The 444-nt window shown below is 66.9% G+C and carries 1 tRNA gene; it reads right to left on the bottom strand.

From position 1 onward, the window contains the following. Positions 1-353: 353 nt before the first annotated feature. Positions 354-427 (bottom strand) — tRNA-Met (locus tag ADL15_RS18210). Positions 428-444 lie beyond the last annotated feature (17 nt).

A 444-nucleotide genomic window follows, 5' to 3' on the forward strand; every position in this document is an offset into this window, starting at 1 on the left:
GCTACGTGGGGACTTTCGGCGCGGAACGCACCACAACTCCCCACACAAGACGGCCGCAGCCACTGCGTGGGGACTTTCGGCGCGGAACGCACCACAACTTCACACACAAGGTGGCTGCGGGCACTGCGTGGGGACTTTCGGTGCGGAGCGCGCCGTAACTTCACACACTCGGTCGCGAGGTGGACAACGACGGTGACCCACCGGACCCGCAGGGACCTCTCCAGCCCACCGCAACCGGCCAACCCACCGCGCCCCGCCGTCACGCGGGTTTCCGGGGCTCGGCCCCGGAGCTAGCAAAGCGAAGAGGGCCCCGGGTTCGCGCTTTCCGCGAACACAGGACCCCCTGCCACTCGTAGCGGGGACAGGATTTGAACCTGCGACCTCTGGGTTATGAGCCCAGCGAGCTACCGAGCTGCTCCACCCCGCGTCGGCTTCTAAAGACTA

The organism is Actinoplanes awajinensis subsp. mycoplanecinus, assembly GCF_001509495.1.
GTDB classification, from domain to species: Bacteria; Actinomycetota; Actinomycetes; order Mycobacteriales; family Micromonosporaceae; genus Actinoplanes; species Actinoplanes palleronii.